The organism is Streptomyces iakyrus (assembly GCF_000717055.1).
Taxonomy (GTDB): domain Bacteria; phylum Actinomycetota; class Actinomycetes; order Streptomycetales; family Streptomycetaceae; genus Streptomyces; species Streptomyces iakyrus.
Map to the genome: position 1 here is coordinate 123943 of NZ_JNXI01000016.1, position 24569 is coordinate 148511.

The 24569-nt window shown below is 70.3% G+C and carries 23 protein-coding genes and 1 pseudogene; 2 read left to right on the forward strand and 22 right to left on the reverse strand.

Annotation, left to right across the window (positions count from 1 at the left end):
* Positions 1 to 46 precede the first annotated feature (46 nt).
* The 4 genes from OO68_RS25230 to OO68_RS25245 all read right to left on the reverse strand — a co-directional run bounded on the left by OO68_RS25230 (position 47) and on the right by OO68_RS25245 (position 5063).
* Positions 47 to 1360 carry an AI-2E family transporter gene (locus OO68_RS25230; RefSeq protein ID WP_033311210.1) on the reverse strand — a complete coding sequence of 438 codons (1314 nt, stop codon included), beginning with the start codon at positions 1358 to 1360 and terminating at the stop codon, positions 47 to 49.
* A gap of 136 nt (positions 1361 to 1496) precedes the next feature.
* Complete coding sequence (locus OO68_RS25235) at positions 1497 to 2189, reverse strand: aggregation-promoting factor C-terminal-like domain-containing protein (protein WP_191846221.1); 693 nt, start codon at positions 2187 to 2189, stop codon at positions 1497 to 1499.
* Between the two features lie 420 nt (positions 2190 to 2609).
* Positions 2610 to 3935: an RNA 5'-3' helicase PhoH2 gene (gene phoH2 / locus OO68_RS25240; RefSeq protein ID WP_033311212.1), complete on the reverse strand. Its 1326-nt coding sequence runs from the start codon at positions 3933 to 3935 to the stop codon at positions 2610 to 2612.
* A 354-nt stretch (positions 3936 to 4289) separates the two neighbouring features.
* Positions 4290 to 5063 (reverse strand): isoprenyl transferase, encoded by a 774-nt coding sequence (locus OO68_RS25245; protein ID WP_033311213.1) that lies wholly within the window; start codon positions 5061 to 5063, stop codon positions 4290 to 4292.
* A gap of 823 nt (positions 5064 to 5886) precedes the next feature.
* Between OO68_RS25245 and OO68_RS25250 the strand changes: the two genes are divergently transcribed.
* Complete coding sequence (locus tag OO68_RS25250) at positions 5887 to 7053, forward strand: winged helix DNA-binding domain-containing protein (RefSeq protein WP_033311215.1); 1167 nt, start codon at positions 5887 to 5889, stop codon at positions 7051 to 7053.
* A gap of 18 nt (positions 7054 to 7071) precedes the next feature.
* Here OO68_RS25250 and OO68_RS25255 read toward each other — a convergent pair whose 3' ends face one another.
* The 5 genes and pseudogenes from OO68_RS25255 to OO68_RS25270 form a co-directional block, all read right to left on the reverse strand.
* Complete coding sequence (locus OO68_RS25255) at positions 7072 to 7944, reverse strand: methyltransferase domain-containing protein (RefSeq protein WP_245237141.1); 873 nt, start codon at positions 7942 to 7944, stop codon at positions 7072 to 7074.
* Positions 7945 to 7990: 46 nt separating this feature from the next.
* Positions 7991 to 8878, reverse strand: coding sequence for an LLM class flavin-dependent oxidoreductase (locus OO68_RS25260; RefSeq protein WP_033311221.1), 888 nt, complete (start codon positions 8876 to 8878; stop codon positions 7991 to 7993).
* Between the two features lie 109 nt (positions 8879 to 8987).
* A complete protein-coding gene (locus OO68_RS48325; protein ID WP_280922534.1) occupies positions 8988 to 9116 on the reverse strand; it encodes a hypothetical protein in 129 nt (42 codons plus the stop codon).
* Between the two features lie 720 nt (positions 9117 to 9836).
* Positions 9837 to 10811: pseudogene (locus OO68_RS25265) on the reverse strand (hypothetical protein); the annotation flags it as partial.
* Between the two features lie 44 nt (positions 10812 to 10855).
* The gene (locus OO68_RS25270) at positions 10856 to 11515 is read right to left on the reverse strand and encodes a hypothetical protein (RefSeq protein ID WP_106974411.1); all 660 of its coding nucleotides are present in this window, start codon (positions 11513 to 11515) and stop codon (positions 10856 to 10858) included.
* A 189-nt stretch (positions 11516 to 11704) separates the two neighbouring features.
* On the opposite strand from OO68_RS25270, the gene OO68_RS25275 reads away from it, so the two are divergent.
* Complete coding sequence (locus OO68_RS25275) at positions 11705 to 12079, forward strand: DUF192 domain-containing protein (protein WP_033311609.1); 375 nt, start codon at positions 11705 to 11707, stop codon at positions 12077 to 12079.
* Between the two features lie 36 nt (positions 12080 to 12115).
* On the opposite strand, the gene OO68_RS25280 is transcribed toward OO68_RS25275, so the two are convergent.
* From OO68_RS25280 to OO68_RS25340, 13 genes are all read right to left on the reverse strand, one after another.
* The gene (locus tag OO68_RS25280; RefSeq protein ID WP_033311223.1) at positions 12116 to 12577 is read right to left on the reverse strand and encodes a hypothetical protein; all 462 of its coding nucleotides are present in this window, start codon (positions 12575 to 12577) and stop codon (positions 12116 to 12118) included.
* Positions 12567 to 13292 (reverse strand): hypothetical protein, encoded by a 726-nt coding sequence (locus tag OO68_RS25285; protein ID WP_033311224.1) that lies wholly within the window; start codon positions 13290 to 13292, stop codon positions 12567 to 12569. Before OO68_RS25285 ends, OO68_RS25280 begins: the two co-directional genes overlap by 11 nt.
* A gap of 37 nt (positions 13293 to 13329) precedes the next feature.
* On the reverse strand, positions 13330 to 15792 hold the full coding sequence (locus OO68_RS47190; RefSeq protein WP_051814798.1) for a hypothetical protein: 2463 nt from the start codon (positions 15790 to 15792) through the stop codon (positions 13330 to 13332).
* A gap of 94 nt (positions 15793 to 15886) precedes the next feature.
* Complete coding sequence (locus tag OO68_RS25295; RefSeq protein ID WP_033311226.1) at positions 15887 to 16537, reverse strand: OmpA family protein; 651 nt, start codon at positions 16535 to 16537, stop codon at positions 15887 to 15889.
* A gap of 8 nt (positions 16538 to 16545) precedes the next feature.
* Positions 16546 to 17130: a hypothetical protein gene (locus OO68_RS25300; protein WP_033311228.1), complete on the reverse strand. Its 585-nt coding sequence runs from the start codon at positions 17128 to 17130 to the stop codon at positions 16546 to 16548.
* A 34-nt stretch (positions 17131 to 17164) separates the two neighbouring features.
* Positions 17165 to 17767 carry a pilus assembly protein TadG-related protein gene (locus tag OO68_RS25305; protein WP_033311229.1) on the reverse strand — a complete coding sequence of 201 codons (603 nt, stop codon included), beginning with the start codon at positions 17765 to 17767 and terminating at the stop codon, positions 17165 to 17167.
* Positions 17764 to 17997, reverse strand: a complete 234-nt coding sequence (locus OO68_RS25310) for a Flp family type IVb pilin (RefSeq protein ID WP_051814799.1) — start codon at positions 17995 to 17997, stop codon at positions 17764 to 17766. The genes OO68_RS25305 and OO68_RS25310 overlap by 4 nt, the downstream gene beginning before the upstream one ends.
* A gap of 148 nt (positions 17998 to 18145) precedes the next feature.
* A complete protein-coding gene (locus OO68_RS42430) occupies positions 18146 to 19114 on the reverse strand; it encodes a response regulator transcription factor (RefSeq protein WP_051814800.1) in 969 nt (322 codons plus the stop codon).
* Between the two features lie 26 nt (positions 19115 to 19140).
* Positions 19141 to 20979, reverse strand: coding sequence for a DUF8745 domain-containing protein (locus OO68_RS48755; RefSeq protein ID WP_403550317.1), 1839 nt, complete (start codon positions 20977 to 20979; stop codon positions 19141 to 19143).
* A 15-nt stretch (positions 20980 to 20994) separates the two neighbouring features.
* On the reverse strand, positions 20995 to 21882 hold the full coding sequence (locus OO68_RS25325; RefSeq protein WP_033311231.1) for a DUF5936 domain-containing protein: 888 nt from the start codon (positions 21880 to 21882) through the stop codon (positions 20995 to 20997).
* A 16-nt stretch (positions 21883 to 21898) separates the two neighbouring features.
* Positions 21899 to 22843, reverse strand: a complete 945-nt coding sequence (locus OO68_RS25330; protein WP_033311233.1) for a type II secretion system F family protein — start codon at positions 22841 to 22843, stop codon at positions 21899 to 21901.
* A 9-nt stretch (positions 22844 to 22852) separates the two neighbouring features.
* The gene (locus OO68_RS25335; protein ID WP_033311235.1) at positions 22853 to 24190 is read right to left on the reverse strand and encodes a TadA family conjugal transfer-associated ATPase; all 1338 of its coding nucleotides are present in this window, start codon (positions 24188 to 24190) and stop codon (positions 22853 to 22855) included.
* A gap of 25 nt (positions 24191 to 24215) precedes the next feature.
* Positions 24216 to 24569, reverse strand: coding sequence for a TadE/TadG family type IV pilus assembly protein (locus OO68_RS25340; RefSeq protein WP_033311237.1), 354 nt, complete (start codon positions 24567 to 24569; stop codon positions 24216 to 24218).

Here is a 24569-nt window from a genome sequence, read left to right on the forward strand (position 1 = left end):
CACCTGACCGGTGGGCGGGGCCCTTTCGGTGTCCCGCGCTCCTGGACTACTCCGGGGCGGAGGGCGTCTGCGGGGTCGGCTCCGCGCTCACCGCCGTGGCCCCGCGCGGCCGCACGGAGTGCCGGAGCGCCGACTTCTGCGAGTACGACCGCAGATACCCGGCGACCGTGTTCGTCACCGCCACCAGCGGCACGGCGACCACCGCGCCGCCGATCCCGGCCACCATTCCGCCGCACGCCACCGCCAGCACCACCGCCAGCGGATGCACCCGCACGGCACGCCCCAGGATGAACGGCTGGAGGATGTGGCCCTCGATCTGCTGCACCGCGAGCACCACGACCAGCGTCATGACGGCCGTGAACACCCCTTGGGTGACCAGCGCGACGACCACCGCCAGCGCCCCGGACACGACCGCACCCACCAGCGGGATGAAGGCGAACAGGAAGATGAACACCGCCAGCGGGACGGCCATCGGTACATCGAGGAAGTAGATGCCGAGGCCGATGAAGATCGCGTCGATCAGCGCGACGATCACCGTGCCCCGCACGTACGCCGTCAGCGTCCGCCACGCCGCCGGCCCGGCCCCGGCCACCCCGGGCCGCGCCGCCGCCGGCACCAGCTTCAGCGTCCACTCCCAGATCCGCTTGCCGTCGTAGAGCAGGAACAGCGTGCAGAAGACCGACAGCAGGATGCCGGTGAGCGCCTCGACGACGACCGTCACGCCCTCCAGGCCGGCGGAGGTGATCTGGTCGGTGTTCGCCCCGACCGCCTCGCGCAGGTTCGTGGCGATCTCGTTGATCTGCTTGTCCGTGACGTGGAAGGGGCTGTTCAGCAGCCAGTTCCGCAACTCGTCGATGCCGTCCTGGATCTGGCCCGAGAGGTCGTCGATGTTCTCCATGACCTGCCAGGTCACGAACCAGCCGATGAGGCCGATGACGACGAAGCCGAACAACGCCGTCAGCGCGGTCGCCGGCCCGCGGGGCACGCCGTGGCGCCGCAGCCGGGCCACCGTCGGCTGCAGGATCGCCGTGATGAGCAGCGCGATGACGAACGAGAGCACCACGAGCTGGACGGCGCTGATGACCCGCATCAGCACCCAGAGGGTGCCCGCGAGGACGAGGAGCCGCCAGCCGGCCTCGGCCGCGACCCGCACCCCCCACGGCACGGCCAGCGCGGGATCGGGGCGGGCGGCGACGTCGGGGGCGTAGTCCGGGGGCGGCGGCACGTGGTCACCGGCGAGCGTCCCCGGGTCGGGCTCGTCCTGCTCCCGTTCGGCCTCGGCGCGGCGTTCGTTGTACCGCTCGCTGATCTCGGTGAGCCCGGCACCGAGCCGGCCGAGCCACCCTGGCACTCGCGACATGATCCGTCCTTTTCCCCCGTCTTGGCGCACCACTCCCCCGGGGAGCCGTCCGTCCGACCGTACATGGCGCGAGCCCCGCACCGGACGACGGTGCGGGGCTCGCGCGAAGAACGGGTTCGGCCGTGGGCCGGCCGGCTCAGTACCAGTTGTTGGCCTGCCAGAACGACCAGGCCTCACAGGGGCTGCCGTAGCGGTCGTTCATGTAGTTCAGGCCCCACTTGATCTGGGTGGCCGGGTTGGTCCGCCAGTCGGCGCCCACGGACGACATCTTGGAACCGGGCAGCGCCTGGAACATGCCGTAGGCCCCGGAGGAGGGGTTGACCGCCTTGTAGTTCCAGTCGGACTCGTGGTCCACGATGTTGCTGAAGCACTGGAACTGGCCGGCCGGCACGATCTGCCGGGCCATCGCCTGGAGCTGCGCGATGCTGTAGGAGGTCGCGACGGGGAAGTCGGAGATGTCCTTGGAGCGGCTGGCGGCGGCTTCCTTGGCCTCCGCGCGCTCCTTGGCCTCCTTGGCCGCCTTCTCGGCGGCTTCCTTCTTCGCGATGGCCGTCTCGGCGGCGGCCTTGCGGGCGGCCTCCTCGGCGTCCTTCTTCGCGCTCGCGTCCGCCTGAATGGCCTGTGCGTCGGCCTGCTGCGTCAGCGACGCGGTCTGCACCTGGGCCTGCTGGCCCGCGGGGATGTCCGCGAGCAGCGTCGCGCCGCTTGCCGTCGCTTCGGCGTCGTTGTTCTGCGCGGTGCTGCCCGAGGCAACGCCGACGACGCTTCCGACAGCGGTGACCGCCGTGGCCGAAGCCACTGCGAATCCCCGGACCGAGATCCGGCTCACACGGTTTCCTTCCAGCATCGCCCGCTTCGGTGACCCTCGCGGACGCAATCGTGCCCCTGGCACTGGCCTCCCCAACTGCGGGGTCACGGGAGGCGCGGGCCCGGTGGGCAACTCCCCCGAGGGAAGCGCCGCGTGTAGCTCGGGCGGCATACGACATCGCTATGCAGTTGATGCTGATGCTTTTGTGGTGCCGTACCGCTGGGGGTACAGGTGTGTCGTATGCGGGGCCTGACAGGAGTGAGACTCTGCCGTAACCGGACGGGGCAAGGCAATTCCGAGTTGCGTGTGAAAGCTCACATCCCGTTTGACGCAGGAAATTCCACGGAACGGCCACACGCGAAGGCGCCGCCCGGCTAGGCTCTTGGCCTTTTCCGGACGGCGCCAACTATCGCATAACCGCCACTGTTTGGCGTGGTGCGGTCAGATGTGCCCGTCTTCGAGCATTTCGGTCACAAGGGCAGCGATCTGGGACCTCTCGGACCGCGCCAGGGTCACGTGCGCGAAGAGCGGATGCCCCTTCAGCTTCTCCACGACGGCGACGACGCCGTCGTACCGGCCGACCCTGAGGTTGTCCCGCTGGGCCACGTCATGGGTGAGAACCACCCGTGAATTGGCCCCGATCCGGGACAGAACGGTAAGAAGTACGTTCCGTTCCAGCGACTGGGCCTCGTCCACGATCACGAACGCGTCGTGCAGCGAGCGGCCACGGATGTGGGTGAGCGGCAGGACCTCCAGCATCCCGCGCGCGGTGACCTCCTCGATGACCTCGCGGGAGGTGACCGCCGACAGCGTGTCGAACACCGCCTGCGCCCAGGGGCTCATCTTCTCGGCCTCGGAACCCGGCAGATAGCCCAGCTCCTGCCCGCCCACCGCGTACAGCGGACGGAAGACCATCACCTTCTGGTGCTGCCGGCGCTCCAGGACCGCCTCCAGGCCCGCGCACAGCGCCAGCGCCGACTTGCCGGTGCCGGCCCGGCCGCCCATCGACACGATGCCCACGTCCGGGTCGAGCAGCAGGTCGAGTGCGATGCGCTGCTCGGCGCTGCGGCCCTTGATGCCGAACGCCTCGCGATCCCCGCGCACGACACGGATGTTGCCCTCGGGGGTGACCCGCCCGAGCGCCTTTCCCCGCTCCGACTGGATCATCAGGCCCGTGTGGACCGGCAGTTCGGCGGCCTCCGGGACGTAGACGTGCCCCTCCTCGAAGAGGATGTCCACCTGCTCGCCGGGCAGGGTCAGTTCGGACATTCCGGTCCAGCCGGAGGAGTCCGTGATGGCGAGCTCCGCGCGGTACTCCTCGGCGAGGAGTCCGACGGAGGACGCCTTGATCCTGAGCGGGAGGTCCTTGGACACGACGGTGACGTCGAAACCCTCGGCCTGCAGGTTGCGGGCGACCGCGAGGATGCGGGAGTCGTTGTCCCCCAGGCGGTAGCCGCTGGGCAGCACGCTGGGGTCCGAGTGGTTGAGCTCGACACGGACGGTCCCGCCCAGATCCCCGATCGGGATGGGGGCGTCGAGGCGGCCGTGCCTCACCCGGAACTCGTCGAGCAGGCGCAGGGCCTGCCGGGCGAAGTAACCGAGCTCGGGATGGTGCCGCTTGGCCTCCAGCTCCGTGACCACGACGATGGGGAGCACGACTTCATGCTCGTCGAAGCGGTTCAGGGCGTTCGGGTCGGCCAGCAGGACGCTGGTGTCGAGAACATAGGTGCGCCGGTCGGGCTTGTGGCGCTTTGTGCTGGTCACCACGGAAGGACGTACCCCCTCGGATGAGGTCGGGGAGCGACGGAGTGGAGCTGGACCGGTCGTCGGCCGCCCTGCGCGGGCCGAGAACCGGCCCTCCGCCTCTTCGTCCGTGCTGTGACCGCACGATCGGGCTGGTGCAAAGGGCCTCCCGGGCGGACGGCCCCGTGCCGTCCGCTGAGATCCGACACCCGTGGTTCGGGCGTCGACCTGTCTGGGTTATGCCCTCGAACGAGCGTCGCCATGCCACGGCATATGACGGCGAGCCGGTGAACTCCGTGTTACGCGCGTCCTCAAGGGGGTACCGGGAGGTGCCGTGACGTGGGACGTCCTGCGTCCGCGGTGCCCGGCAGCGGTACGTCAGCCGCCGTAGCGCCGGTGGCGGACGGCGTAGTCGCGCATGGCCCGCAGGAAGTCGACCTTGCGGAACGCCGGCCAGAAGACGTCACAGAAGTAGTACTCGGAGTGGGCGGTCTGCCAGAGCATGAATCCGGACAGCCGCTGCTCGCCGCTGGTGCGGATCACCAGGTCGGGGTCGGGCTGGTCGCTGGTGTAGAGGTGACGCCCGATCATGTCGGTGTCGACGGCGTCGGCGAGGTCCTCCATCGAGGTGCCCCGGTCCTTGGCGTCGAGCAGCATCGAGCGGACGGCGTCGGCGATCTCCTGCCGGCCGCCGTACCCGATGGCGACGTTGACCACTATGCCGTCGACGTGCGCGGTGGTCTCCTCGGCCTCCTTGAGGACCGTCTGCATCCCCGAGGGCAGCAGGTCGGGCGTGCCCACGTGGTGCACGCGCCAGCGGCCGTCGGCGGCCAGGGTGCGCACGACGTCCTCGATGATGCCGAGCAGGGGGACGAGTTCCTCCTGCGGCCGGTCGAAGTTGTCCGTGGACAGCAGCCAGAGGGTGACGACTTCGACGTCGGTCTCGGAGCACCAGCCGAGGAACTCCTCGATCTTCCCGGCACCGGCCCGGTGGCCGTCGACGGTGCTGGATCCGGCGGCCTTCGCCCAGCGCCGGTTGCCGTCCATGATGACGCCGATGTGCTTGGGCACCTGAGCGTGGTCCAGGTGACCTTCCACCCGGCGTGCGTACAGCCTGACCAGCAGGCCGCGCAGCTTGTCGCGCAGGTTCACGTGATCGTCAGCCCCTCCGTAAGGATCGGACAGGCCGCGGTGTGCGGCCCGGTCGTGGCCGCGGGCGGTCCCCGCCCGTGTGGCAGTCCCCGGAGGCGAAGCCTACCCCCGCTGTGGCGGTGGGCCGCCAATCGGGGCGGAATGAAAGGTTCCGGCCGGTGGTTCGAGCCGCCCGGCGGACCCAAGAAAAACGGGCCGGTCCGTGGGGGGGAGACGGACCGGCCCGAGGGGGGGGTTTCCACCATAACCCTTCGTAAGTGATGCTGCGCGCATCGGCGTGCCACAACTACTCTCCGGAGCCGTCCGGCGACGCGGCGATGACCGCGGAGGCCCTCGTTCAGGGCCCGTTCGTGGCCGAAACAGGGCGCATACGCAGGGGAATCGGGCGCCACGGGGGCAGGATCCGGAGGTTGTGCCGCACCTTGGGGCCACTCGGGTGGAATATCCCGGCATCCCCCCGACGGGTGACCCGGCCGCGAACGCCCGCTTGACCCGGAGTCGCCCCCCGGGTCGTCGCCGATTCGCGGCTTTGCCGTTCCTGCATCGCCGCTGCACAAGGCCCGGCGGGAGGCCTGGCACCGCGCAGCCCCCTCCACTGCGCGGTACCGCCCGCGCAGCTTTGCTCACGCGAATTGCCTGGCTCGAATCTACGCGAGTGGACGCCCGGAGGCGAGCCGCGGGCGATAACGATGTGAAAACCCTCGGCGGAAGATGCGCAAGTGCAGTGAGCGAAAGGGGTGACCCACGCCCACGCCCACGGCCGGGCGCGCGTCGGGTTACATCTAGGACAGGAACTGACCTCATTGCCGTCTAGCGTCGCACCATGACGACGAACGTGGGCATCACGTGGGACGCAGCGAGCGCACGCCGGGCGGAGCGGCAGTTCCTGGCCGGGCCGGCCGGGACCGGCACGCCGCTCGCCGAAGTGGCCGGCGCGATGCTGGGCGTGCACGCCCAGGTGCTCTCCGCGGCCGAGCTGTCGTTGGGGATGCGGGCGGGCGGGGTGACACGGGCGGACGTACGGTCCGCGCTCTGGGACGACCGGTCCCTGGTCAAGACGTACGGCCCGCGCGGCACGGTCCATCTCCTCCCGGCCCGGGAACTCCCCCTCTTCTCCGCCGCGTTGACGGCGGTGCCGGCCGGCCCGAGCCCGTTCCCGCCCGATGTGCGGCTCACCGAGGCGCAGGCCGCCCAGGTCGTGACGGCGATCGGCGAAGCGCTCGACGGCAGGTTCCTGACCCTCGACGAGCTGTCCGAGGAGGTCGTCGCCCGCACCGGACCGTGGGCCGGTGACCGGGTGATGCCGGCGTTCCAGGACCTGTGGCCGCGCTGGCGCCAGGTGATGCACCGGGCCGGCTGGGCGGGCACGCTGTGCTTCGGCCCCAACCGCGGCCGCAAGGCCACGTACACGCGCCCCGCCCCGGGGGACCGGACGGTGGGCGACGGGGAGGGCGACGCGTTGTCCGTGTTCGTCCGCCGCTATCTGCACGCGTACGGCCCGGCGACCCCGGCGCATTTCGCACGGTGGCTGGCTGCGCCGCCCGGCTGGGCCACGGCCCTGTTCGGTGAACTGGCCGCGGCGGGCCGTATCGAGGAGGTCCGCTTCGAGGGGACGCCGGCGTGGGTGGCGGCGGGCGACACCGGCTTCCCGGACGGCCCGGCGCGGGGTGTCCGCCTGCTCCCCTACTTCGACGCCTACGTCGTCGCCGGGCAGCCCCGCGAACGGCTGTTCCCCGGAGCGGCGTACCAGCGCGCCCTCGGGGGCGGACAGGCGGGCAACTACCCGGTGCTGCTCGTCGACGGTGTGGTGGCGGGGGTGTGGCACCAGCGGCGCCGGGGCCGTCGTACGACCGTCACGGTCGAGCCGCTCGTCCCACTGACGGCACGGCGGGAACGGGAGCTGGGCGAGCAGGTGGAGCGGGTGGGCGAGGTGCTGGAGGCGACGCCCGAGCTGGTGGTGGGAGAGGTGACGGTGGGCCCGCACGCGTGAGCACGGACCCGGGGTGCGTCAGCCCGGCTTACGCGCGTCGAAGAGGTGGCGGGTGCTGTGGGCGACGAAGGGGCCCTCGGCCCGGATGCGCTCGTGCAGCTCCCGCAGTCGCGGCTCGTACGCCTCGACGGTGAAGCCGGGGACCATCCAGACCACCTTGCGCAGGAAGTGCACGACCGCGCCGATGTCGTGGAACTCCACGCGCAGCCGCTCCGCCCGCAGCCCGACGACGTCTAGCCCGGCGGCCTCGGCGTCGGCCCGCTCCCGGTCGGGGTGGCGGGCACTGCGCACGCCCTCCGGCTGGGGTCCGAGGAAGTACTCGACGAGTTCGAAGACGCTGTTCGGCCCGATGTGCTGGGCGAAATACGTCCCGCCAGGCTGGAGGACGCGGGCGATCTCCTCCCAGCGCGGGCGGACGGGATGACGGCTGACGACCAGGTCGAAGGCGCCGTCGGCGAAAGGCAGCGGGTCGTCCTCGGCGGCGGCGACGACCGCGACGCCGCGCGGACGGAGCAGGGCGGTCGCCTTGGCGACGTTCGGGGGCCAGCCTTCGGTGGCGACGGTGAGGAGGGGCGGTTTCGGGGCGGTGGCGGCAGGGGCGGTGGCCTCGGTCGTGGACTGGGTGGAGGACTGGCCCGTCGTCGCGTCGGCGAGCCGGGAGAGGGCGAAGTCCAGCACCTCGCCGCCCCCGGTCTGCACATCGAGCACGGCACTCGCCCTGCCCAGCCGTCCGGCCATCGAGACGGCGTACCCCCAGGAGGGGCGTGCCTCGGTCGCCCGCCCTTCGAACCAGGAGAAGTCCCAGCCGTCCGTGGGAACGGAGGCGCCTTCGGCGACGAGGTCTTCGAAGGTGGCGGGGCGCGGGGGCCCGGGGTCGGGCAGGGACGTCACGTGGTGCTCCTTACGACAGGACGTGCTGGTTCCGGCGTGCTGGTGCTCACCGTGGCACGGAAACCAGGGGCCGCACTTCCTCGGCGGCGAACCGCACGAAGCCCTCCGGGTCGGGCTCGTCCGCCGTCGGTTGCAGTACGACGCTGTCGGCCCCGGCCTCGACCAGCCGCTCGACGGCCTTGGCGACGGCCCCGGCGTCCCCGGCGACGCCGAGGTCCGGAACGGCCTCGACCCCTTCGGCGGTGAGCTCCGCGCGCAGCCGGGCGGCGGCGTCGGGCCCGGTGGCGGTGAGGAGGTACACGACCAGACGATGGGGCCCTGCCTCACGGCCGGCCGCCGCGCGCCCCTCCTCGACGAGCCGCCGCGCCGTGCGCACGCCCTCGGCGTTCGTGGAGGCGGTGAGGATGGTCCCGTCGGCGGCCTCTCCCGTGAGCCGCAGGGACCGCGGCCCGGTGGCCCCGGCCAGCACCCCGCCGTGCGGGGCCTCGGGCGGCCAGTCCAGGGCGACGTCGTCGAGCTTGACGTACCGCCCGTCGACGGTGACGCGCTCGCCGCTCAGCAGAGCCCTGAGCGCGAGGAGATGCTCCCGCAGCAGTGTGACCGGCGACTCGACCCGGGCACCGACCTGCCCCATCCAGTCCTGCACGCCGTGTCCGACGCCGAGGATCGCGCGCCCCGGGAACATCCGGTGCAGCGAGGCCGCCTCCATGGCCGTGATGGCGACGTTCCGCAGCGGCACGGGCAGCAGCCCGACCCCGACCCGCACCCGCTCGGTCCACGCGAGGGCGGCTGCGGCGGTCGAGATCCCGCCCTCCCGGAAACAGTCCTCCCAGAGCCAGAGCTCTTCGAGCCCGGCGTCATCGGCCAGCCGGGCCACTGATCGGAGTCGTTCGGGGGCCAGTTGGGGGCGGAAGACTGCGCCTAGTGAGGTCATGGTGCTGTTCTTACCCGGGCCGGGCCGCGACGGACAACGCAATTCGCGTCGGCCGGGCGGGCGATCCCTCGCATGGTGGTCGTCCCGCCCGGCCGGGCCCCGCCCTCGCTCAGCGGTTGACGGCCTGGATCTCCTGCACGACCACGTCCTGGGTGGCGCCGAACGTGCCGTCCGGGAGGTCGCCGCCGGCGCCGCCGGAGCCGGTCCAGTCGATCTCCCAGGTGACGGTGCCGGTCACTTCGGGGCGTACCAGCTGGGGGCAGGGCCCAGGACGTGGACGAGGTGAGTATCAGGGCCGGCACTTCGCGCTCCCCCGCTGCGAGATCAGTCGCTCGGTCACCCATACGCCCTTGTCGTTCTTGCGCAGGGTGCCGGCGTATACGACATAGCTGTCCTTCGTCACCGGCGTGACATCAGTCTTTCCGGTCTTCAGGAACTTGTTGAACGCCTTGCTCTGGTCCTCGCAGTACACGAGTGCGGCCGTGCCGTCGTCCTTGATGGTCAGGCTCTCGTTGTAGTAGCGGGTCAGACCAGTCGTGCGCGCTTTGTGGTCGACGAACTCCTGAATGTACTTCTGGCTTTCGGCAGCGGCCGTGCCCTCCGAGTAGAAGCGGTAACCCTTGTCGAGAGGGTCCTGCTTGGCGATTGCCATGTCCACGGCCCTGATGCGCTGCTCGGCATCGTTGAGCACGGCGTCCTTCCGGGCGTCGCCGGTCTTCTTCCATTCGAACTCGTTGGTCACGTCCGACGGCAGGTCGATCTTCGGCCGCCCGGTCGTAGTCGGCTCGCTCGGTCCGGTTGAGGGCGACGCCTTGTCCCCGGTGTCGGCTCCCGCGACCTTGTCGTTGTCCTTGCCACCGGAGCTGTCGTCGCTCCCGCACGCGGACAGCGTCAGGGCCGCAGCGGCGGTCAGCGTGAGCGCTGCGAGGAGGGTGGGGCGGCGGGTCACGGTCGGCTCCCGGATCTCCTGGACGACGACATCTTGCTCCCCACCGAAAGATCCTTCTGGTAGGGGCTGCTCACCCGCCACACCTGTACCGGTCCAATGGATCTTCCAGGTGACCGTCGCCCTGAGCTGGTATGAGCCATCACCCGACGACCGTAGGTACTTCACGCCACAGGACGGTGTCTCATCGGCTTTTCCCTTGGTGTACGGCTCACCGATTCGGCCGTGCTCAATCTGACACACGCCTGAGGCGGGGTAGGTCTCCGCGTCCGTGGTGCCAGGTTCGATCTTCACCGATATCGGTTCGGCCGTTGTGGTCGCCTGGATGCCCAGGAGCGGAACGGAAGCCGTCACGGACACGGGCTTGAACTCCGCCGCATCCAGCCACGCCCAAGTAGGCAGATTCACCTTTGTGTTCGCCTGCGGGGCGAGATCCATTTCCGTGGAGGGAACGCGCACTTCGGCGTAGGCGAGCTGGGCGAGGACCTCAGTAGTGATGGCTTGGGGGATGTCGGCCGGCGGGTCGTCGTTCTCGTCCACCCAGAAGATGGGCTTGTCGCAGTCAAGCGCCCCCGGGTCCCCTTCCCGGCCCGGCGTGACGTAGAAATCCCACCAGTAGCCCTTGCCGGCCTTGTCCTTGTTGAAGTCTTTGTAGGGGTGCCCGTTGACGTAGCGATCGCGTTGCTTGGCATCCCACTCGTAGCCTGTCGAGCCGGCTTCCCATGTGGGCTCCAGGTACTTCTGCAGCTGCTCCGGCGTGTACTTCGGAGCGTAGTAACAAGCAGGCGGGGTCCAGGTCGTCGAAGACGTCACAGGGCCTGCCGACTCGCCTGAGCCGTTGTCAGAACGGTCGAAGACCACGACTCCTGCGGTGGACGACAGGGTGCCGCCGTCTGAGTTGCCGTCGACGTTCTTCTTCGGTGGAGGCACCTGGGATCCCCCACCAATGACGTTGTCCGCCCGTGCGGGGGCTCCACAGAGCAACATCGAACCGATCGCAGCGGACACGATCAGAGCCCGGGAAGCTGGCCTCAAGGCTGGCACCTGTCGCTCCCCCTCTGAGAAAGGATCTTCTCGATGACCCACACACCCTTGTCGTTCTTCTGCAGCAGGGTGTTGTAGAGCACGTAACTGTTCTTGGACACGGGGGTCTTGTTGATCTTCTTGTTCTTCAGGTACATGTCGTAGGCCTTGCTCTGGTCCTCGCAGTACACAAGCGACCCGCTGCCCTTACCCCTGACGCTGACGACGGGGTCGTAGAAGCGGTAGGCGCCCGTGACCCGTGCTTTGGCCTTGACATAGGCCTGGATGAACGTCTGCGTGCCTGCGGCGGCCTCGCCCTCGTAGTAATAGAGGTAAGGCTTGTCGAGCGCGTTCTGGTTCACGATCGCCAGGTCCACCGCCTTGATGGACTGCTCACTGTCAGCCAGGATCGCGTCCTTCTCCTTGTCCCCTGTCTTGGGCCAGTCGAAGGTGTAGGAGAGGTCTGAGGGCAGTTCGATGTCCGGCCGGCCGACGGAGTCCGCAGCGCTCGGAGAAGGGGAGGCGGACGCCTTGTCTCCGGTGTCGGCGCCCGCGATCTTGTCGTTGTCCTTGCCCTTGGGGCTGTCGTCGCTCCCGCACGCGGACAGCGTCAGGGCCGCAGCGGCGGTCAGCGTGAGCGCTGCGAGGAGGGTGGGGCGGCGGGTCACGGTCGGCTCCCGGCCGTAACGGTTGCATAACGCGTCAAGGAGCGGCACCAACGGCGTTGCCGCCAGGGGCGTTTCAGTCAGGAACGAGCAAAGGGCTTGGGTCCGTGGGCCCATGCGAGGGCCTGCCCTCTCCGGATACGTTCGGCCCGAGAGCCAGTATGGGCAGTGGCGCGGTCGGAGGGGGTCCGGATGGGGCGGCGTTGGCGGGACGGGCGTGGGGAGCTGGTCGTACAAGGGGAGGGCGGAGGGCCGTCCGTCGCGGTGCCGCTGGAGATCGCCACCTCCTACCGGGCCCGTACGAAGGGGCTGTTGGGGCGGGACTCCGTCGACGGTGCGATCCTGCTCTCCCCCGCCAACAGCGTGCACACCTTCCGTATGCGCATCCCCATCGATGTCGCCTACCTCGATCGCGGACTTCGCGTCATCGCCGTCCGCACCATGCGGCCGGGGCGGTTGGGGATGCCTCGGCTGCGGGCCCGGCACGTGCTGGAGGCCGGGGCCGGGGTGATGAATGAGTGGGGGGTTCGGAAAGGGGCCCGGGTGGAGGTCGTCGTGCCGGCGTAGGGAGCGCAGGACTTCGTTCCGGGGGCCGCCACGCTTCTACGGCAGGTCGCTCACCCGCACCTGCGGAAGTGCGGACACCGCTGAGCCGACCGCGTCGATCGTGTGCACGGGCGGTTCCTCGTCCGTCGAGTACAGCCGGGCGCGCACGGACCGCCCTGCCGAGGTCGCCAGCCAGTAGGCGGAGGGCGGGAGGTCTCTTTCGGCCGGGTAGAAGACGGGAACGCCCAGCGTCTCGGCCAGCCGGCGCGCGAGTTCCGGCTCCGTGGGCGTCTCGTCGACCAGGGCGTCCTCCACGTGGATGTCCAGGGACATCGACAGATCGCCGCGCAGCATGATGGAGCCGCACAGGACGGGCGCGGCCCAGTTCCGACCACTCTGGTCGCTGTCCCGGTCGGCCACGTCCACGTCGACGCCCTCGGTCCGCACCGCCTCCGTCAGGGTTTCGGTCAGCGATGCGGGCGGAACCGGCGGCCCGACCAGCAACAGGTCATAGTCCACTGGTTCCTTCGCTTCCCAGGTCGAAGAGCGTGTTCTGTGCCGCTTCCGCGTTCTCCCAATTGGCCGGCCCGCCCGGCTTCACCGACAGGCGCTCCAATGCCGCCCTGGCCTCCGGGCTCCCCATAGCGCCCAGCAATTCGACGGCCGGGTCTGCACCGATGTCCTCGATCACGCAACGCTCGGCCAGGTCCACCGCCCAGGGGGCGAAGCGCCCCGGATCAGGGTCGAGGGCCAGCCAGCGGAACACCGAGTCGGCGATGTCGTCCCGCAGCAGCGGGATCATGGCCAGCATCGCCGCTTCGACGTGCCGCACGACATGCCGGTGCAGCGGGTACGAATGCGGTCGGTCCCGCCACGCACGGACCAGCTCGTCCACGCCCGACCAGGTCACCTGGCTCGGACGCGGCATGCTCTCCCCGACGGCCTGATGGAATTCCTCCCACACGTGCCACAGCAGGCCGGGCGAGGGCGGCTGAGGCATCTGTGGGGCCAGGGCCTGATCCTCCAGGAGCACGGTCAGTACGTGCCGGGCTTCGGCCAACCGTTCGTCGGTCCGCGGCAGCTCCGCGACCCGCCTCCAGTCGCTCTCGTCCCAGGGCTGGGGCAGGGACCGCAGGGCGTGGGGCAGGACGTAGTCACCCTCCGGGTCGCTCCAACGCGCTACCTGCGGATCCCACATCTCCTCGGGATTCGGCTCCGTGCCTGACTCACTCATCCCCGCGTCCCACCAGCGTCTCGTCTCCGTCGTCTGCTCAGTCGATGCCCAGATAGCCCTTGGCGCTCTCCGGGTCCTTCATCCTGGACCAGTCCATCGTGCCGCTCGCGGTCCGTTCGTCGATGGCACGCTGCATCCTGCCGAGCTGGTCGGCGGACAGGCCTTGGCCCGCCACGGTCACGTCCACGTCGTTCTTCGCCATCTCACCGGCCGCCGTCCGGGTGTCCTTGGCCGGCTTGCCGTTCCTGGCGGGCTTGAACTCGCTGAAGATCGACGTCCAGCGGTCCGTCGTCTCGACCTCCACGGTGGCCTTCCGGCCGGGCTCCTTGCCCGCCCACTTCTTCAGCCGCTCGACCTGGTTGGCGAAGTCCGCCTTGCGCATGGCGGAGCCTGCGTTCTTGACCTCCTTGACGTGGACGGTGCCGCTCTTGTCCTTGTAGACCACGTCGGCGTCGGGAATCTCGTCGAGATTCACCTTCTCCCCGTTGCCCAGGTCGGCCTCCTTCCGGTTCATCTTGCCGCCGACACCGGCGTCCACCCGGGTGCCGGGGGCCGCGTCGTCGGCGGCGCGCCGTACAGCGTTCACCTCGGCACGGGCTTCCGCCAGCTTGTTGGCGTCCGGAGCGTTGACGACCTTGCCCTCCAGTGCCGCGGCGGCGTCGCCGTTGACGTTCTCGCGGCGCGCCAGGTCGGCGATCTCGTCGAGGGCGGCGGCCGCGTCCTCCTTGCCTATCTCGCCCTTGCCCGGCTCAGGGTGGTCCTTGGCCCGGTCGACGAGCCCGTCGATCTGGTCGTCGGGGACGGAGGAACCCCGCTCCCGCAGGGCGGCCTTCGCGGCCTCGGCGCGGGCCTCGAGCGTCTGCTGCTCCGCCGCGTCCGCCTGCTTCCGGGCCTCCTCGGCCTCCTGCTTGGCCTCCTCGTCGCAGCCGTCCTGAGCGAGGATGACGTACTTCGTGCCCTCGGCGCGTATGACGTGGGCACCCGAGGGTCCGGCGGCCAGGACCGTGGTCCCCGTGCCGGAGGAGCCGGTGAGGGGCGCCGGTTCATACGGGACGTCGCCGTACGGCGTCCTGCGGGCAGGGGAGGCGATGGTGCAGCCGGATTCGCGGGCCTTCTTCTCGGCCTCGTCCGCCGCCTCGTCGGCCTCCTTCGCGGCCTTCTCGGTGCCCTGGACGTCGCCTGCCTTGGCTGCCTTCCTGGCATCCTCCGCCGCGTCGGCCGCCTTCTCGCTGAGCTTGCCCAGCTTCCCGAGTTTGCCCAGCTTGCCGAGTTTTCCTACGACCTTCGCCTCGCCGTAGCCGGGGATGAAGAGGGAGCCGACGTTCCAGACGACCGTGGTGACGGCGCGCGTTTCGTTGCCCTTGTCCCACTGGTCGCGGACCTCGTCCCCGATGAACATGTCGTCGAGGATCTTGCCGCCCGAGTTCACGGTCGCGCCGCCCCAGTCGGTGAGCGCGTCGAGGTAGTCGCCCTTCCCCCACTTGTCGCCGGCGTCCTTGGCGTCCTGGGACCACTGGTCGGCTGTGACGCCGCCGTAGTCCTTCAGGCCGTCGAGGGTGTCGAGCGGGTTGGTGACCGTGTCCCAGATGCCCTTGAGGTCGCCGCCGACGCCGTCGACGACGAGGCCCTCGCCGACCTGCTTCAGCTGATCACCCGTGCAGCCGAAGAAGGCGCCGACGCCGCCGAAGCAGCCGTCGTCGTCCTTCTTCTCCTTCTCGTCGGCGTTCTCGTCACCGTCCGCCTGCGCGTCGGTCTTCTCGCCTTGGGTGTCCTCGGCATCGGCGGGGTCCCGCCGGGGAGGAGCGGGCTGGTCGGCGGGGCCGGCTGCGGTCGCGGTGTCCCCGGCTGCGGGGGCCGCGCATGCCGTGCCCGTGACCTTGCAGACGGCCGCCTGGAGACCGCCGTAGATCTGGGGGCCCAGGCCGCTGACGACGAGGGCCGCGATGACGGCGGCGACGACCGCGATGAGACCGGCGTACTCCACCGCCGTCTGCCCCTCGTCCCGGCGCCAGCGGATCATCCGGGGCAGGGAGAAGGGACGGCGTTCGGCGCGCTCCGTGTCGGGGAGGCGGTACCAGGCGCGGCTATCCTCGCGGGTGAGGAAGTAGAGGACCAACGCCGGGAGGAAGAGCTGGGTGTAGCCGCGGGGGGATCCGTCGGTGATGTTCGCGAACGCGCCGAGGATCAGCCACGTCTGTACGGCGATCAGGCCGGCCCGGGTGCGGGTCCCGCCCTGCCAGGTGCGGCGGGCGAGCCACCAGCCGAGGGCACCTGGGGCTGCCGCGTAGGCTGTCAGGGCGAGGAGTCGACCGTCGACGGCGTCGTACGAGGCCGCGGTGAGCAGCAGGCCGAGACCGCCGAGCACCGTGATCGCGAAGAGGGTGTGGACGAGGACCAGGGCCGTCGCGAGTGAGGCCGGTACCGGTCGGCGGCCGCCGTGGCCCGGTGGGTGCCACGCCGCTGCGGCCCCCGAGTTCGGTGGTTGCCCGGTCCAGGCCATGTCCCCGCCCCCTCCCTCGGTCTACGACACCGCCTGAGCGTAGGGAGGGACGGGCGGGGCGGGATGGGTCCCTGGCCCCAAAACAGGGCCCAAGTCAGCTCTCCGTACGCGGGAAGGAGACCTCGACCCGGCGGTTCTTCTTGCGGCCGGTTTCCGTGGAGTTGTCGGCGATGGGGTACTGCTCGCCGTAGCCGCGGACCTCGTAGGTGACGTTGGAGTCGGTCAGTTCCTGGTCGAGGACGTTCTGTACGGCGTCGGCGCGTTTGCGGGACAGGACGTCGCCGTGGGCGGACGAACCGAGGTTGTCGGTGAAGCCGAAGACACGGATCTTCGTCGCGTTCTGCGTCTTGATCTCCTCGGCGATCGCGGAGATACGGGCCTTCGCCTCGGCGCCGAGTTTCGCGCTGTCCTTGCCGAAGAGGACCTCGGCCTGGAGGGCGAACTTGACGTCCGCGTTGGTGTCTTCCCGGCGCTCGTCGCCGCTCTGGTCTTCGACGACCTGCTTGATGTCGAGGACTTTGGGTTCGGCGAGGGTGCCGCCCTCGGGCAGCTTGAGGTCGGGGTCGTTGGCGTCGACCTCGACGGGGGCGGAGGCGGAGGCCTCGGTGCCGGGCGGGACGCCGGGGGTTTCGTCGGCGTGGGCCGATACCGCCCCGTAGATGTTGGTGGCGACCATGAGGCCGGCGGCGGTGAGGACGAGGGCGAGGCGTGGAGTCGCCGTTCGGGTTCGGGTATGGGTCGTCATGTCCGGCCTCACCCGGAGACCTTGATGGTGCCGCTGGAGAACGTCGGGACCTGGAGTGTGACGTCGGTGGCGCTCGCGGGCGGGGAGGGGAACTGGATGAAGACAGGGATGGTCTGTCCGGATTCGATCGTGGTGAGACCCGTGGTGGTCAGCGGTCGTCCGTCGGTGTCGCGCAGCACGTAGTAGCGCTTCTTCCCCTTCGAGTCCACAAGCGTCGCGCCGCCGAGCGACGTGCCATGCTTCAGGATCTCGGTCTCGTCACCACGCAGTTCGGCAGGGATGGTCAGTGAACCGGAACCGTCGTTCTTAAACTGGCCGTTCACGGTGACAAATCCACCCGCGTCACGCTGCGCTGACGTGATCTGGAGGAGCAAACCGTCCTTCCCCTTGAGTTCCGCCAGCGGGGCCTCCGGCTTCCCCTCCTGAGCACTCGGCGCAGAGCCACGGTCCTTGGAAGCGGAGGCTGAGGTGTCAGGCTTCTTGTCGTCGCCGCCACCTCCACCGCCACAGCCGGCCATACCCAGGGCCAGCCCGGCCGCCAGGGTCAGCGTGACCGTCCTCCTGCGGGCCCTCTCAGTGATCCGCATGCTCATCTCTCCGCTTCCTTCATCACTCGTCGTTCGCTTCTCAGTCGGCCAGGTGGACGTCGAAAAGATCCTCGGGTTCCGGGAGCTCGGTGAGATCGTCCGGTTTCAGGTCCCAGTTCTTGCCGTCGCAGGTGAGGCGAGGGAGCACGTCGTCACCTGCATCCTCGGCAAGGGGCTTGAAGTCGCACAGGGGCTCAATGACGGCCTTGGCACTGGCCTTGGACCTCTTCTCCGCCGTGGCGGGGACGATGGACTCCCCCATGGGCTTCCGCGTCTGCACCGTGACCTCGTACCCCAGGGGCAATCCGGTGCCCGCGCACCCTTGGACATCGGCGTCGTTCTGGCCGGCGAGCTGGTAAGCGCGCGAGCACGGGTCGTTGGCCAGCGGTACGGCGCCGTCGAAGATGTCCTGCCACTTGGCGGGGTCGAGAACGGCCTCGACCCATTCGCCCGCAAGCTGATCCCGGGCGTCCTGGGCAGCAGCGAGTGCCGCAGCGTCGGCTGCCGTCTGGGCGCCACCCCTGTTCACTGTGGCCTGGCCGACCGCGAAGTAGGCGAGCGCAAGGAAGAGCAGACCCCCCACCACCGTGATGTAGATGGGGAAGGCCTGCCCTGCGTCGCCGTACCTGCGAGGTCGCGTCAATTCCCGACCCGGTTGATCAGGGTCGTGATCTTGTTGAGGATCGTCGTGCCGATGCTGGTACCCGTGATCGCCAACACGATCGCCACCACCACCGCGATGATGCCCAGGTACTCGACCGCCGTCTGCCCCTTGTCGCCCGCGCGGCGGCGCATCGCCTCGGCCGTCGTGTTCTTCCAGCCGTTCACGCGGACCTTGGTCGCGACGGCGGTCTTCAGCATCAGGTCGCTCATGGTGTTCCCCTCCGGTTGCGGCTGTGTCGCTTTCGACACGAGGAACGTACGGCGGAACGCCCTGTCCGCCAGAGGGCCCCTGGGCCCAATTCCGGGCCCAATCGGTGGGGCCCAGCCATCGGTTGTCCCCCCATCGCGTCACCGGAGGTCACCCCCGTCCCCGGGGTGCGTCCGGCGCCGTGCCGATCCACTTCGCGGCGGCCTCGGAGCGGCTGGTGCTGTGGAGCTTGGCGAAGATGCGGTTGATGTGGTTCTTGACGGTCTTCTCGCTGATGAAGCACGTGGCGGCGATCTGCTGGTTGTTCATGCCGGATGCGATGAGGTCCATGATCTCCGCCTCCCTCGTGCTCAGTTGGAACCGCGCCCTGTCGGGAGCGGCCGGACGGCCACTCGTCCACCCAGACGAAGACTGTCCCACATGCGGTTGCACTTGCGAAAGGTTTTCTGAGGAAGTGGGTGGGTCCGAGTGGGCGGGTGGACCGAAAGACCCTGTTCGAGCGGCATGTTGAGGTTGTCCATACGCCTGCGCGGAGGTGGAAATTCCGTATGCACTCGCACTCGACGACTGGCCGAGCCCTTCCGGCAGGGGCGGAGCCGGTGCCAGGTCCTGGCGGAGTTGGGCCAGCAGGGCGCCCGCCGCCGTGGGGGTGAAGTGGGCCCGGCCCTCCTTGATGTCCCGTACGGCATCGACCAGCTGGTCGGCCGTGAACTCGCCGTGGACCAGGTAGCCGCCCGCCCCCCGACGCAGGGCCTCCTGGACGATCTCCGACTCCCTGCTGTAGGTCAGCATCACCACGGGAGCGATCTGCACCAAGTACGGCAGCGCCGAGATGCCGTCCACGCCCGGCATGCGGACGTCGAGCAGGACGACGTCCGGGCGGTGCTGGTGGGCGGCCTCGTATGCCTGGCGGCCGTCGGCGGCCTCCGCCACGACCTCGATGTCCGGGCGGCCGGAGAGCAGGGCGGTGAGACCGGCGCGGACCACCGGGTTGTCGTCCGCCACGACGACCCGGAGGCGGCGGGCCGGCTGGGCCGGCGGCGGGAGCGGAAGGTCGGTGAACGGATGGTGCGGCGGCGGCTGCGGGGCGCCGGTGGAGTGGGGCGTCTGGTCCGGCATCGGGGGCCTCCTCTCGGGTCGTGGGGTCATGCGGTGGGGGTGGTCAGGGCGGCCAGGGGGAGTTCCAGGCGGACCTCCGTGCCCTGGGGGTGGCCGCCGCGGCCTATGCGGATGCGGGCGCCGACGGAGGCCGCGCGTTCGACCATGCCGACCAGGCCGAAGTGGCCCGCGCGCCGTAGTTGTTCGAGGCTGGTGCCGGGAGGCAGGCCGCGGCCGTCGTCGTGGACGCTGATGCGGAGCAGGTCGCCGTGGACCCCCGCGCTGACGTCGACGCGGGTGGGGTGGGCGTGGCGGTGGGCGTTCTCCATGGCTTCCGAGGCGATCGTGAGGAGCTGGCGCGCCACCGCCGGTGGGACGGGGGGAACGGCGTGGGCGCCGGTGGGGCGGTAGACCGCCGTCAGACCGGTGCGGGCGCTGAAGTCGCGGGTGCGGGCGGCCAGTTCGACCAGGACGTCCGTGGCGTGGGACGGGTCCGATTCGCGGCGCAGGTCGGCCAGGAGTTCGCGGGACTCGGCGGCGGCCCGGCGGGCCGAGCGGGCGACCAGTGCCGCCTGCTGTCGCATCAGGGCGGGGTCCATGCGGTCGGCGTTCGCCGAGGTGGTCAGGCCGTCCGCTGCCAGGGCCACGCCGTGCAGGGTCTTGGCGACCGAGTCGTGCATCTCGCGGGCCAGCCGGGCGCGTTCGGCGCTGACCGCCTCCGTCACGGCGAGTCGGGCCTGCACGGTGGTGAGGGCCTGGGTGGCCGCCCCGAAGCGGAGCATGAGGTTGCGCAGGCTGGAGCCGACGGCTCCGGCGATGACACAGAGGCCGGGCAGGAGGGCGGACTCGGTGATGCCGGGTGCCGGGTCCTCCTGTGCCGCGTGGATGAGGAGCAGCAGGAGCGCCTGGAGCGAGGCGAAGACAGCCGCCCCGCGCCAGCCGTAGACCAGACCGGCCAGGAGGGGGGTGCAGACGCTGACGTAGGCGAGGGTGCTGTCGGGGCCGGCCGCGATGAGGAGCAGGGCACCGAAGAGGGTGTCCGCGGCGAGGAGGGAGGGGTGGCGCAGCAGGAGCGGGCCGAAGCGTTCCCAGTCCCTGAAGAGGACGTAGGAGGTCATGAACGTGACGACCACGGCCGCGCCGACGAGGCGGGTGGGGAGCCCGTCGTTCGCGTTGACGAGGGCGGTGGGGGTGGCCAGGGCGATCATCGCAAGGCGGAAGCCGAAGACCTGGCGGCACATGGCTTGCAGGGCGTTGACCTGGATGTCGATCGCGGGACCCGTGGCGCCGGCCGGGCCCGTGGCAGGGACCGGGGCTTCGACCGGACCGCCCGTGCGGCCGTCGTCGTCGGGCGCGGGCGGCTCCTGCGGGGGCGCGACGTCGTCGGAGGCAGAGTGACCGTGAGCATGCCGCCGTGGACCGTCCGGCGCGGGCGGCTCCTGCGAAAGCGCGACGTCGTCGGAGGCAGAGTGACCGTGAGCGTGCCGCCGTGGACCGTCCGGCGCGGGCAGCTCCAGCGAAGGCGCGACGTCATCGAGGGCAGAGCGAGCGTGAGCGTGCCGGCGTGGGTCGTCTGCCGTCGGCATCGCCTCCGCCGCAGGGGCATTCGCCGCAGCGCCCCGGCCCGTCCCCGCCTGTCGGTGCCCGCCCCCCTTCATCTGCAGCGTCGGCCCTCCGGCCGCCTCCCACCCCGGTGGCAGCGCGGGCGTCACGGACGTCACCGGCACGTCCGGCGCGCCCGTGCGGACGTGCGCCGGCAGCACCGTCCCCGCCGGAGGCGTCGTGATCTCCGGCGTCTGCTCGGCGCGGCGACGGCGAAGGCGACGGCCCAGCAGCCCGGTGCGCTCCCCGGCCCGCTCCCCTGCCCGCTCCCCTGTCATCGACATGACGTCGCCTCCCCCCTACTTGCCCGTCACCGAGCCGAAGTCCGTGCCCGAGCCGAGGATCAGGCCCGCGCCGAGCAGCAGCATCGTGGCCGGGACCATGAAGGTCGTGATCATCATCGTGGCCTTGGGGACGGCCCGGGCCGCCTTGCGGCGGGCGTTCTGCGCGTCCGTGCGGCGCATGTCCTTGGCGAGGGACACCAGCGTGTCGACGATCGGCGCGCCCAGTTCCTCGCCCTGTTGCAGCGCCGTCACGAACATCGCCACCTGCTCGGAGTCGTTGCGGCGGCGCAGTTCCGCGAAGGCCTGGCGGCGGCTCATGCCGAGGTCCATCTGGCGCAGGGTGATGCGCAGTTCGTCGGCCCAGGGGCCCTCGTAGCGGGAGGCGACCCGGTCCAGCGCCTGGCGGAATCCGAGGCCGGCACTCACCACGACCGCCAGGACGTCCAGGAAGTCAGGCAGGGTCCGTTCGATGACGTCCTTGCGGATGCGGATCGCCGACCAGATGCCGACCTCCGTCCAGAACGCGCCGAAGGCCAGCAGGAGCAGGGCGACGAGCAGCTGGCCCCGCATGAGGAAGACCAGGAACCCCACGGCGCCCAGGAAGCCGTAGACCGCCCGCCGCGCCGCGTAGCGGTCGATGGTCAGGCCGCCGGGGTTGCCCGCGAGGTCGATCTTGCGGCGGTACTTGGCCACCTGCTTGGGGCCCATCAGCCGCAGCACCGCGGGCGCGTAGCGCATGCCCATGCGGTCGATGAGCGAGTCGACCGCGCCGGTGCGGGTGGAGCCGACCTCCAGGGCCAGGGCGAGGTCGCCGGGCAGCTTGGCCTCCGCCCGGTACATGCGGACGCCGGCGAAGACGCCCCAGACGCTGAGGCCCATCAGCAGGGCGAGGAGCAGTCCCATGGTTGCCTCCGGGCTCTCAGACGTCGATGCGGGACAGGCGGCGGATGAGGACGAAGCCGACGGCGTAGAGCGAGAAGGCGATGATGACCGCCCCCTGGCCGAAGGGGGAGCCGGTCATGCGGTCCAGGGCGCCGTCCTTGACCCCGTTCATGAGGAACAGGGAGCCGACGCCCAGCACCGGCACGGCGTAGGACGTCATGCTGACCTGGGAGAGCTGGGTGCGGACCTCGCGCCGGGTCTCCTTGCGTTCCTCCAGGGTCTCCGTGAGGTTGCGCAGGGCGCTCACCACCTGACCGCCGGCCCGGTTCGACAGGACCAGCGTGGTGACGAGGACGACCAGTTCGCGGGAGGGCAGGCGGTCGGCCAGTTCGCCCAGCGCGTCGTCCATCGAGGCCCCGACCGCCAGCTGGGCGGAGACCTTGCCGAGTTCCTCGCCCGCCGGGGCCTCCATCTCCTCCGCGGCCATGCCGATGGCCGTGCGCAGGGCGAGGCCGGCCTGGGTGGCGTTGGCGAGGATGCGGGCCATCTCGGGGAGCTGGTTGATGAACTTCTCGATGCGTTTCTGCCGCTGCCAGTTGAGGAACTGGACCGCCACCCCGATGCCCAGGAGGCCCGCCAGAGGGCCGAAGAACGGGGCCAGGGCCGCCTGGCCGATCAGCCACAGGCCCGCGACCGTGGCGAGCATGTAGACGAAGAACTCGCCGGGGGTGATGTCCAGGCCCGTCGCCGCCAGGCGCAGTTCCAGCTTCTTGCCGAGCTTGGTGCGCCGCAGACGGCGGTCGATCCCGCGGAAGTTGCGGCGCCGGCCGGCCACCGGGATCTGGCCGGTGGCGGACAGGCGGTCGACCAGTGCCTGCCGCTGTGCCTTGCCCATGGCGTAGGAGTGCAGGCCGACGACCGCGAGGACGCAGGTCAGCAGGGTGATGCCGGTGGTGAGCGTGATGAGCTGTTGCAGTTCCATCGGTCGGTCCTACCTGGCTTCTCGGGTGGCTAGCTGGTCCGCGGACCGGGCGATGCCGAACGCCTGCGGGAGGGGCTGGCTCGCCATGTAGAGGCGGTCGGCGGTGCGGCGCGGGAGGGGGTAGTACTCGAAGGCCCCGTGGATACGGCCGTCGGAGGTCATCGGCCGGGCGTTGAAGCGGGCGACGCTGACCAGCCGGTACGGGTCGCTGCCGTGGCTGTCCATCAGGGCGATCTCGGTGATGCGGCGGGCGCCGTCGGCGAACCTCGTCAGCTGCACGATGACGTCGACCGCGCTGTTGATCTGGTCGTGCAGCGCCACGAAGGGGATCTCCACGTCCGACATGGACGCCAGGGTCTGCAGCCGCATCAGCGCGTCCTCGGCGCTGTTGGCGTGGACGGTGGCGAGGGAGCCGTCGTGGCCGGTCGACATCGCCTGGAGCATGTCGAGGGACTCGCCGCCGCGGACCTCACCGACGACGATCCGGTCGGGGCGCATGCGCAGCGAGTTGCGGACGAGGTCGCGGATCGTGACCTGGCCCTTGCCCTCGACGTTCGGGGGCCGCGACTCCAGGCGGATCACGTGGGGCTGCTGGAGCTGGAGTTCGGCGGAGTCCTCGATGGTGATGATGCGTTCGCCCTGGGGGATGAGGCCCGACAGGGCGTTCAGCAGGGTCGTCTTTCCGGTGCCGGTCGCACCCGAGACGATGATGTTGAACTTCGCCTGCACCAGGCCCGCCAGCAGGTACAGCATGGGTTCGTCGAGCGAGCCGAGGCCGATCAGTTCCTGGAGCGTGAAGGAGCGCGGGAAGCGGCGGATGGTGAGGGTGGCGCCCGTCAGGGACAGTGGCGGGATGATGACGTTGACGCGCTCGCCGGAGGGCAGGCGGGCGTCGACCATCGGGTTCGACTCGTCGACGCGGCGGTTGACCGTCGAGACGATCCGCTCGATGGTCTGCATCAGCTGGTCGTTGGAGGCGAAGCGCAACGGCAGTTGCTCGACCCGGCCGCCGCGCTCCACGAAGATCGCGTCCGGGCCGTTGACCATGATCTCGGTGATGGACGCGTCCTCCAGGAGCGGCTCCAGGATGCCGAGGCCGAGTGCCTCGTCGACCACCCTGCGGATCAGCTGCGAACGCTCCACCGTCGACAGGACCGGGCCCTCACGGCTGATGATGTGCCCGAGCACGCGCTCCAGCCGTGCCCTGCGCTCGGCGGCGGCCAGGGAACTCATCTCCGCGAGGTCGATCTCCTCCAGGAGCTTGGCCCGGTAGGAGGCGACCATGTGGCCGTCCTCGCCCCGGTTGCCGTTCTCCTCGGGGGTGTTGATGCGTGCTCGCAGGCTCATGAGTGCGGTGCTCCTAGCTCGGTGCTCAGTGGTCGAGCGGCATCGTCGCGGTCTTGACGGCCGGGTCGAAGTTCCAGCCCGGCACGAGGGACGGGATTTCCACCGTGGCGGTGATGGTGACCTCGTCCGCGCCGTAGGAGGGGACGCAGCCCATGACATTCAGCCAACTGCTCACCGCCGCCCGGCAGTCCGCCTCGTACGGTCCTTCCAGCGACGCGCTGCGCGCCCCGGTCCTGGCCGCCGTGCCGGCTTGCTGGGCCGTGTAGGCGATCAGGCCGAGCTGGACGGCCGCCAGGGCGACGAGCAGCAGGATCGGCAGGAAGCCGATGTACTCGATGGCGACCTGGCCGCGGTCGCGGTGCTTGCGGGCACGGGTCAT

What these genes read in the sequence shown, in the direction of transcription:
- OO68_RS25230 (WP_033311210.1), bottom strand. Translation starts at nt 1,360, where the DNA reads ATGTCGCGAGTGCCAGGGTGGCTCGGCCGGCTCGGTGCCGGGCTCACC.
- OO68_RS25250 (WP_033311215.1), top strand. Translation starts at nt 5,887, where the DNA reads ATGACGACGAACGTGGGCATCACGTGGGACGCAGCGAGCGCACGCCGG.
- OO68_RS25260 (WP_033311221.1), bottom strand. Translation starts at nt 8,878, where the DNA reads ATGACCTCACTAGGCGCAGTCTTCCGCCCCCAACTGGCCCCCGAACGA.
- OO68_RS25275 (WP_033311609.1), top strand. Translation starts at nt 11,705, where the DNA reads ATGGGGCGGCGTTGGCGGGACGGGCGTGGGGAGCTGGTCGTACAAGGG.
- OO68_RS25285 (WP_033311224.1), bottom strand. Translation starts at nt 13,292, where the DNA reads ATGAGTGAGTCAGGCACGGAGCCGAATCCCGAGGAGATGTGGGATCCG.
- OO68_RS47190 (WP_051814798.1), bottom strand. Translation starts at nt 15,792, where the DNA reads ATGGCCTGGACCGGGCAACCACCGAACTCGGGGGCCGCAGCGGCGTGG.
- OO68_RS25295 (WP_033311226.1), bottom strand. Translation starts at nt 16,537, where the DNA reads ATGACGACCCATACCCGAACCCGAACGGCGACTCCACGCCTCGCCCTC.
- OO68_RS25300 (WP_033311228.1), bottom strand. Translation starts at nt 17,130, where the DNA reads ATGAGCATGCGGATCACTGAGAGGGCCCGCAGGAGGACGGTCACGCTG.
- OO68_RS25310 (WP_051814799.1), bottom strand. Translation starts at nt 17,997, where the DNA reads ATGAGCGACCTGATGCTGAAGACCGCCGTCGCGACCAAGGTCCGCGTG.
- OO68_RS42430 (WP_051814800.1), bottom strand. Translation starts at nt 19,114, where the DNA reads ATGCCGGACCAGACGCCCCACTCCACCGGCGCCCCGCAGCCGCCGCCG.
- OO68_RS48755 (WP_403550317.1), bottom strand. Translation starts at nt 20,979, where the DNA reads ATGTCGATGACAGGGGAGCGGGCAGGGGAGCGGGCCGGGGAGCGCACC.
- OO68_RS25325 (WP_033311231.1), bottom strand. Translation starts at nt 21,882, where the DNA reads ATGGGACTGCTCCTCGCCCTGCTGATGGGCCTCAGCGTCTGGGGCGTC.
- OO68_RS25330 (WP_033311233.1), bottom strand. Translation starts at nt 22,843, where the DNA reads ATGGAACTGCAACAGCTCATCACGCTCACCACCGGCATCACCCTGCTG.
- OO68_RS25335 (WP_033311235.1), bottom strand. Translation starts at nt 24,190, where the DNA reads ATGAGCCTGCGAGCACGCATCAACACCCCCGAGGAGAACGGCAACCGG.
- OO68_RS25340 (WP_033311237.1), bottom strand. Translation starts at nt 24,569, where the DNA reads ATGACCCGTGCCCGCAAGCACCGCGACCGCGGCCAGGTCGCCATCGAG.